Origin of the sequence: Bradyrhizobium sp. SZCCT0153 (genome assembly GCF_018129995.1) — a bacterium.
In the GTDB taxonomy this organism is placed as follows: domain Bacteria; phylum Pseudomonadota; class Alphaproteobacteria; order Rhizobiales; family Xanthobacteraceae; genus Bradyrhizobium; species Bradyrhizobium japonicum_G.
Genome location: NZ_JAFCKS010000004.1, coordinates 669,005 through 677,464 on the forward strand (window position 1 = coordinate 669,005; position 8,460 = coordinate 677,464).

6 protein-coding genes are annotated in these 8,460 nt (G+C 66.8%); all 6 read right to left on the reverse strand.

What is annotated here, in order from left to right:
* Position 1 precedes the first annotated feature (1 nt).
* Entirely contained in the window at positions 2-1,162 is a 1,161-nt protein-coding gene (locus JQ572_RS21435) for an MFS transporter (protein ID WP_211384789.1), read from the reverse strand.
* A gap of 57 nt (positions 1,163-1,219) precedes the next feature.
* Positions 1,220-2,551 (reverse strand): ATP-binding protein, encoded by a 1,332-nt coding sequence (locus tag JQ572_RS21440; protein WP_211384790.1) that lies wholly within the window; start codon positions 2,549-2,551, stop codon positions 1,220-1,222.
* Entirely contained in the window at positions 2,548-3,261 is a 714-nt protein-coding gene (locus tag JQ572_RS21445; RefSeq protein WP_211384791.1) for a response regulator, read from the reverse strand. The genes JQ572_RS21440 and JQ572_RS21445 overlap by 4 nt, the downstream gene beginning before the upstream one ends.
* A 90-nt stretch (positions 3,262-3,351) precedes the next feature.
* On the reverse strand, positions 3,352-5,313 hold the full coding sequence (locus JQ572_RS21450) for a MacB family efflux pump subunit (protein ID WP_211384792.1): 1,962 nt from the start codon (positions 5,311-5,313) through the stop codon (positions 3,352-3,354).
* Between the two features lies 1 nt (position 5,314).
* On the reverse strand, positions 5,315-6,547 hold the full coding sequence (locus JQ572_RS21455) for an efflux RND transporter periplasmic adaptor subunit (RefSeq protein ID WP_211384793.1): 1,233 nt from the start codon (positions 6,545-6,547) through the stop codon (positions 5,315-5,317).
* Positions 6,544-8,460 (reverse strand): efflux transporter outer membrane subunit (locus JQ572_RS21460; protein ID WP_349643106.1); only part of this gene is annotated, 1,917 nt, incomplete at its 5' end. The genes JQ572_RS21455 and JQ572_RS21460, both read right to left, overlap by 4 nt.

Genomic DNA, 8,460 nt, shown 5'->3' on the forward strand with positions numbered 1-8,460 from the left:
CTCACGCATCGACGCGCGATGTCTGGCGCCGCTCCGCGGTGACAATGCGCGCGGACAACGTGACGAGCCCCATCAATGCGGCCAGAAGCCAGAACGCCATCGGCAATCCGCCAATGCGTGCCACGAAGCCGACGCCGGCGGGACCGACGAGGATGCCGGCGTAGCCCGCCGTCGTAATCGCCGCGACGGCGAGCCCCGTGGGCATCACCGTCTGCCTCGCCGCCCGGCGGAACAGCACCGGCACGAGGTTCGATGCGCCGAGGCCGATCAGCATGAAGCCGCCGACGGCGACCGCCGCGACGCCAGCCGTGAGCAGGACCACGAAGCCCGCGATGGCAATGAGGCTGCCCCAGAACAATGTCGCACGGTCGCCGATGCGGGCGACGACGGCGTCGCCGCCGAGCCGTCCGACGGTCATCGCGATCGAGAACACGATATAGCCGATGCCGCCTTGCGCATCCGCGACGAGGCCTGCGCCGATGACGAGCAGCGCACCCCAATCGAGCATCGCGCCTTCGACGAGGAAGGTGATGGCGCCGAGCAGCGCGAGCAGAAGCACGGAGCCGTGCGGCAGCACGAACAGCGGTCCGTCCTGCACCTTCGTGGAACGCAACAGGCGCGGCCAGGCCACCAGCATCGCGATCAGCATCAGGACGGAGCAGATCAGCGTGCAGGCGAGCACGCCAAGTTGCAGCGAAAGCAATACGGTCATCAGCGCGGATCCGGCAAAGCCGCCGATGCTGAACAGCGCGTGGAAGCCGGACATCAGCGGACGTGGCGCTGCGCGCTCCACCTCCACCGCGTGGATGTTCATGGCGACGTCGATGGAGCCGAGCGCGGCGCCGAAGGCGAGGAGCGCCAGCGCCAGCGTCGCGGGCGAGCTCGCGACCGCCAGCACAGGCAGGACCAAAGCGAGACCGAGCCCGCCCGCAATAATGATCGGCCTGGAGCCGTAGCGCGCGCTCAGGACGCCGGTCAAAAGCATTGCGACGACCGAGCCGATGCCGAGGCTGAGCAGGAGCAACCCGAGCACACCGTCATCGACGCCGAGCCGTGTCTTCGCGAACGGCACCAGCGGCGCCCAGCACGCGATGCCGAAGCCCGCGACGAGAAAGGCAAGCCTGGTCGCAAGGCGCGTCGCCGGCCGGTCGGCAGATGACATGGGAACTCCGGAGGAAGCAGGGCAGGGCGATCGACAAACCCCGGGATTGTCGCGCCTTTATGTCCGGGGCGTGCTCGAATTGTCGCAGGCGGCGTTCGACAGCCGCAAGCGGACACGCAGGCCCTTCGGCTCGTTGTCGAGCAGCTGAAGCGTTCCATCATGCGCGGTCACGATCGCCTGCGCGATGGAGAGGCCGAGGCCAAATCCCGATGTCTCGTCCATGGTGCGGGCTTCCTCTCCGCGTACGAAGGGCTCCAGCATCGCGGCCTTCCTTTGATCGGGAATGCCGGGTCCGTCGTCGGCAACGTCGATGACGAGATGATCCCCGGCCGTCAACAGCGCGACGTCGACTTCGGTTCCGAAGTGCGTTGCGTTCTGGACGAGGTTGGTGACCGCGCGGATGATCTCATCCGGGCGCAGGATGAAGGCGGCCCTGTCCGGGCCGGAATAGGTCACGGCAAATCCGGAATCGGAAAATTGCTCGCAGACCATCTGAAGCAGCGCTGCGACGTCCACCAGCGTCGGCTGGACGGGACTTTCACTGCGCAGCAGCGAAAGCACCGATTCGAGCATGGACTGCATCTGGTCGAGGTCGCGTACGGTCTGCGTGCGCTGTGCCGGGTCCTCGATATATTCCGAGCGCAGCCGCAGGCGCGTGATCGGCGTGCGCAGATCGTGGCTGATGGCCGCCAGCATGCGGGTCCGGTCGTTCATCAGCGTGGTGATGCGCTCGCGCATCCGGTTGAGCGCCCTCGCTGCGGACTTGATCTCCTCCGGTCCGTTCTCTGGCAGCGGCGCCGACGACCGGTTCAGGCTGAAGTCCTCCGCCGCCCGCGCGAAGGCCGACAGCGGCGAACTGAGCGCGCGGCCGGCCCAGACGCCGAGCAGCGTCACGCTCGCCACCAGGAACAGCAGCGTGCTGGTCCAGAGACCGCTCACGAATGGCGGCATCTTGAATGATCCGATCGTGGCCTCGAGCACCTCGTCGTTCGCCAGATAGAACCAGATGCGATTGTCCTCCGGCGCGTCGCCCCGAAGGAGATCGGCGCGGCCGTCCAGCGACAGCGGGATGTTCAGGGCTGTCCGCTCGGGCAACGGCGCCGTGGAGGCGGAAACGCCTTCTCTCAATCGGAGCCTGAGCACCGGAAAGCTTCGGCTGATGCTTTCCAGGACGAGACCGCGCTCTGCCTGCGGTGTATTGGCGATGATCCTTGCGATCAGCTCGAACTGCTCGATGGGCGTGTCCGCCAGCGGCTTCGGCCGGCTGAGCAGGAAATACCCGGCGATCAGGACGTGGATCAGGATCAGCGATCCCAGGATCAGGGCCGCGATCTGGCCGCTGATCCGCCTGAAGCTGAACAGCGCGACGGTGTCGGCGATGCGGCTCATGCTTCCTCCACCACCGGGGTGAAGACGTAGCCGCCGGTGCGGACGGTTCTGATCATCGAGGTCCCTTCGGTCCGGTCGAGCTTGCGGCGCAGCCGGCTGACGAGGACGTCGATGCTGCGGCCGAAGCTTCCCCCGGGACGGCCACGCGTCATGCTCAGGAGGTTGTCGCGGGCCAGGATGCGGCCGGCGCGTTCGCAGAAGGCCTGCAGCAGATCGAACTCGGCGCTGGTCAGCGGCACCTGCGCGCCTTCGGGGTTGCGCAAATCCCGCAGTCGCAGATCGATGGTCCAGCCCTCGAATTTGAGGCGCGTCGCCGTGGAGCCGGCGGCCAGCCCGCTCATATGGCGGCGCAGGACGGCGTTGATCCTGGCGAGAAGCTCGCGCGGGTTGAACGGCTTTGGCAGATAATCGTCGGCTCCCATCTCGAGGCCGAGGATCCGGTCGAGATCCTCGCCCTTGGCGGTGAGAATGATGATCGGCGTCATGGACTCCATGCGCACGCGGCGGCAGAGGCTCAAGCCGTCCTCGCCGGGCAGCATCAGGTCGAGCACGATCAGGTCGGCCCGGTTCCGCGAGAGAAAGCGGTCCATCTCCTTGCCGTTGGCGACCGTGTCGACCGAGAATTTTTGATCGCGCAGATAGCGCGCGATGAGGTCGCGGGTCTGTTGGTCGTCCTCGACGATCAGGATGTTCTGCGTGCCGCTTGTCATGGTTGAGATCGCATCGGGGTTGCCGATCGTTGATCGATTTGCGGACGAATGTCTCGCCCGAAGAACTACGGTCATGGTGCAATCCTAAGGTCAGTCACGGCTCAGCGCCACCACGGGGTCGAGGAATGCTGCGCGGCGGGCGGGGAAGAACCCGAAGGCGACGCCGATCCCGGTCGAGGTCAGGAACGCCGCGCCGATCGAGAACATCGAATAGCTGACCTCGAATCCCGGCGCGGCGATGTTGATGGCAACGCCGAGCAGGATCGCGATGAGAATGCCGGCGATGCCGCCGATGGACGAGATCAGGGTCGCCTCGACCAGGAATTGCTGGAGAATGTCGCTGCGCCTGGCGCCGACCGCCATGCGCACGCCGATTTCGCTGATCCGCTCAGAGACGGACACCAGCATGATGTTCATGACGCCGATGCCGCCGACGACCAGCGAGATGACCGCGATCGCGGCCACGAGGAAAGCCAGGGTCCGCGTCGTGCTCGTGATGGTGCGGCGGATGTCGTCGGTGTTGAGGATGACGAAATCCCTGACATTGTGCCGCTGCGTCAGCAGCGTGGTGACCGCATCCTGCGCCAGCGCGGTCGAGACCTCGTCGCTGATCCGCAGCAGGACGCTGCGAAGCGCGCGGTCGCCCGTGAACTGGGCCTGCACCGTGGTGTAGGGCAGGTAGACCGAGAGATTCTGGTTCGAGCCGAACCCGCCCTGCTGCTGGGCGATGACGCCCACGATAATGCAGGGGACCTTCCCGAGCCAGATGACGCGTCCGATGCCGGAGGTCTGGTCGTCGGCGAAGAAGGTCTTGCGGGTGTTGTCGTCGATGACGGCCTGCCGCTCGATGTTGCGGACCGCCTCGGTATCGAACAGGCGTCCCTTCGCGAGCTTGGCGCCCTTGACCTGGAAATAGCTCTCGCCGACGCCGTTCACCAGCACATTGGACTCGTTGCCACGGTACCGCACGGTCGTGCTGGTCGAAACCGTCGGCGTCACGCCGGCGATGAAGCTCTGCCGGTCGAGCGCGCGGGCGTCGTCGACGACCAGCGTCTTGATCTTGCCGGCGCGGGCATCGCCGAAATCCTTGCCCGGAAACACCTCGATCGTGTTGGTGCCGAGGCTTGCGATGTCGGACAGCACCTTGCGCTGAGAGGCGTTGCCGAGCGCCACGACGGACGACACCGCCGCGATGCCGATGATGATGCCGAGCATCGTCAGGAAGGCGCGCAGCCGATGCGCGGCCATCGACACCAGCGCCATCCGCGACGCCTCGCGCAGGCGCCGCAAGGCGCCGGACCAGCCTGGCGCACTGTCCCAGCCGGTCCGGGCCACTGGAGCAGGCAGCTGCGATGGCTCCGCGGTCGCCGTGCGGCGGTCTGCCACGATCTTGCCGTCGCGCAGCTCGATGACGCGCTCGGCCCTGGCGGCGACGTCGGCATCGTGGGTGACGATGATGATCGTCCGCCCCTCGCGGTTCAGCTCCTTCAGGATCTTGAGGACTTCCTCGCCGCTGCGCCGGTCGAGCGCGCCGGTCGGTTCGTCCGCCAGGACGACCTCGGCGCCGTTGATCAGCGCCCGCGCGATCGAGACACGCTGCTGCTGGCCGCCCGAAAGCTGGTTCGGGCGGTGACCACGCCGGTCGTTCACCCCGAGCCGTGCGAGAAGCGTCTCTGCGCGCGTGCGGCGCTCTCGGGCCTTCATTCCGGCATAGATCGCGGGGATCTCCACGTTTTCGCCGGCAGAGAGGTCGCCGAGCAGATGATAGCGCTGGAAAATGAAGCCGAAATGCTCGCGGCGCAGCGCTGCAAGCGCATCGGCGTCGAGCTCGGCGACATTCTTGCCGGCGACGCGATAGGTGCCCGATGTCGGCCGATCGAGACAGCCGAGAATGTTGAGCAGCGTCGACTTGCCCGACCCGGACGAGCCGATGATCGCGACCATCTCGCCGGGCTGGATGCTGAGCGAGAAGTCGTCGAGCGCGACCACGCGCGTATCGCCTGCCGTGAATTCGCGCCGGACGTTGTGAAGGGCGATGATCGGATCGGCCATGTCAGGGGCCTCCCGGCGGGCCGCCGCCCGACGTGCCGTGCGAAGCGGTCTGCTCGTTGGCCTCTCCGGTGACGACACGCTCGCCTTCGACGAGGCCGGATTTGATCTCGACGGTGGTGCGATCGTTGAGGCCTGTCTTGACGTCGCGCTCGGCCACGTCGCCCGATGGGCTCAGGGTGCGCACCGTGCTGCGCCCGTCCGACTTCCGCATCACCGCCAGTGCCGGAATGACCTTCACGCGCTTGGCCTCTCCGGTGATGATGTGCACCTCCGCGGTCATGTAGGTCCGCAGCGCATATTCCTTGTTGGGGACGTTGAAGACGCCGATGTAGTAGATCGCGGTGCTGGTCGAGCTCGAGGAGCTCGTGCTCGATGTCGACGTCGTGGTGGTCGAGGAGAAGCTGGCGTCGCTCTTGATCGACTCGGGCGCAGGCTCGATCTGCTCGAGCCTGGCCTCGTAGCGATGGTCCTGGTCGCCGAGGATGGTGAAGTAGAGCGATTGGCCCGGCTTGACCTTGACGATGTCGGCCTCGGAAATCTCTGCCCGCACGGTCATCGTCTCGAGTTGGCCGAGCACGACGATGGTCGGCGCCGACTGGACCGCGTTGACCGTCTGTCCCTCCTGCGCGACGGTTGCGAGCACCGTGCCGTCGATCGGCGCGGTGATGCGGGTGTATTCGAGGTTCACCCGCGCGGTCTCCAGGCTGGCTTCGGCGCCGACGATCAGGGCGTCCAGGGCTGCGATCTGGGCGCGGGTCTGGCGCACCGTCGAATCCGCGCTGTCGAAATCGCTGCGCGATGTCGCACGCTGCGCCAGTGTCGCCTGCTGGCGCGCGAGGTTGGCTTCCGCCAGCGCCAGTGCGGCCTCCTTCTCGTCCTTCTGCGCGCGGTAGTTCTTCAGCGAAGCCTCCGAGCTTCGCAAATCGTTCTGCTTGGTCACGGGGTCGATCTGGGCGATGACGTCGCCGGCCTTGACGGTATCGCCGACGCGCACGTTGAGCGCCGTGATCCGGCCCGACACCTGGGCGCCGACGGCCGTCAATCGTGCCGGCTTGAGCGTGCCGCTGGCGAGCACCTCCTCGCGCAGATCGCTGACGGTGACGGGCGCGGTGATGTAGGACTGCGCCTTGCTCGATGTCCCCGGGAAGCGTGTGGCCGCGACGACACCGGTCGCCACGACGGCAACCACGGCGGCGGCGATCTTCACGCGCTTGGCGGTGATGATATCAGTCACTTGACCGTTTCCCGCATGTGAGGCCCCGTGTTGGCGTCCACGATGATCGGCGTCGACACGTCGACCGGGTCGGCCCAGCCGCCGCCGAGCGCCTTCGCGAGCGAAATGTAGTCCTTGGCGGCCGACACCTTGCTCTGGATCAGCGAATCTTCGGCCGAATAGAGCGAACGTTCGGCATCCAGCACGTCGATGAAGCTGGCACTGCCGGTTTCGTACAGCGATCGCGACAGCCGCGCCGCCTCGCGGTAGTTCGTCGCCGCCTCCGTCAGCTTGGAGGCGCGCACGCGTTCGCGTGACAGCGAGACCAGGGCGTTCTCGACCTCCTCGAGCGCGGTGAGCAGGGTCGAATGGAAGGTGGCGAACGCCTGGTCCCGTTGCGCTTCCGCTATTCGGACCGTAGCCTGGCGCTTGCCGGCATCGAACACCGGCACCGTGACGGAAGGCCCGACCGACCAGCTCACGCTGGAATATTTTGCGAGATCGCCGGCGCGCAGCGCCGAGGTGCCGACCGAGCCGGTCAACGACACCGCCGGGTAGCGGTCGGCCTCGGCCTGGCCGATCTTGGCGGTTGCCTGCGCCAGCTTGCGCTCGGCGCTGGCGACGTCGGGTCGGCTCGTGAGGAGATCGGCGGGCAGTCCGGCGGGCAACGGCATACGCGGTGCCGGCACGGGTGCGGACCGCGCCATCAGCGAGGCGACGCCGTCCGGCGGTCGCCCGAGCAGGATCCCGAGCCGATGAATATCGGCCGCGAGCGCAGCCTGATAGGTCGGAACATTGGCTTCCGTGCTCGCGGCTTGCGCGGTCGCCTTGGCGAGGTCGACGGCGTTGCCGCTGCCGGCATCGTATTTGCCGCGTGTGAGCTTTTCGGTGTCGCGCTGCGAGACCGCGGTCCGCTGCGCCAGCGCGATCCGGGCCTGATAGCCCCGCGCCTCGACGTAATAGGCTGCGACATCGCCGATCAACGTGACCAGGCTGTCGCGCAGATCCTCCTCGGCCGATTCTGCCCCGCGCACCGCCGTTTCGATGCTCCGCTGCGTGCCGCCGAACAGGTCGAGCTCCCAGCTCGAATCGAAGCTCGCCTGGTGCAGCGTGTAAGGCGCGCTGTCGACGAGAACCGAAGAGGAGGCGGCGCTGGTCTTGTTGTTGGTCGTCGAGGCGGTGCCGCTCACGGACGGAAACAGGCCTGCCGTGGTCTGCTGCAGGGTGGCGCGCGCCTCGCGTACGACCGCTTTCGCTTTCGCGACATCAGGGTTGGCTTGAACTGCCTCTTCGATGAGCCGGTTGAGCAGGGGATCGCGCAGGCGGAGCCACCAGCGGTCGAGCCTGCCCGCGTCCCGATGCGAAGCGGTCCCGGTGCTCCAGTGCGAAGGCAGGTCGAGCTTGGGCGGGCCAATATAGTCCGGGCCGACCGCGCAGCCGGCCAGCGCGCCGCCCACCATCAGCGCAACGCAGATTGATCCGGCGCGCGACAGGGCGGCATGCAACGGGTCTGGCGTCGGGTGATGATCCACCTTTGCGGGCGACACGGGGCTTACGACGAACGAATGTGACGGCATCAAATCGGCTGAAATCCAGTGGTCTCGCCAGGGAGCGGCGGCGCTCGCGGCCCGGAGGCCGACCGCGTCGAAGGCGAGGCAGGGCTGATTAGCCGGGCGATCATGGCCTTTCGGCAGACGGATTGTTGCTGGATGTAAACAGATGTTGCCCTGCATCTCGGCCCCCGTGGGCTGCCCGTCGGGCAAAACACCCTGGCACCTCCGGCTTGCGCCGGTGTCAAGCCGCATGGATAAAATATTCCGCTTTACCGAAATTCGGTTTTGGCGTATGTGTCGCCCACCCGGCTCATCCTTGAGGGGCGATCTTGTGGTCGTCATGTTCGCGAGCCGGGCTTGCGGTGGACGCGGCAGCGTCGG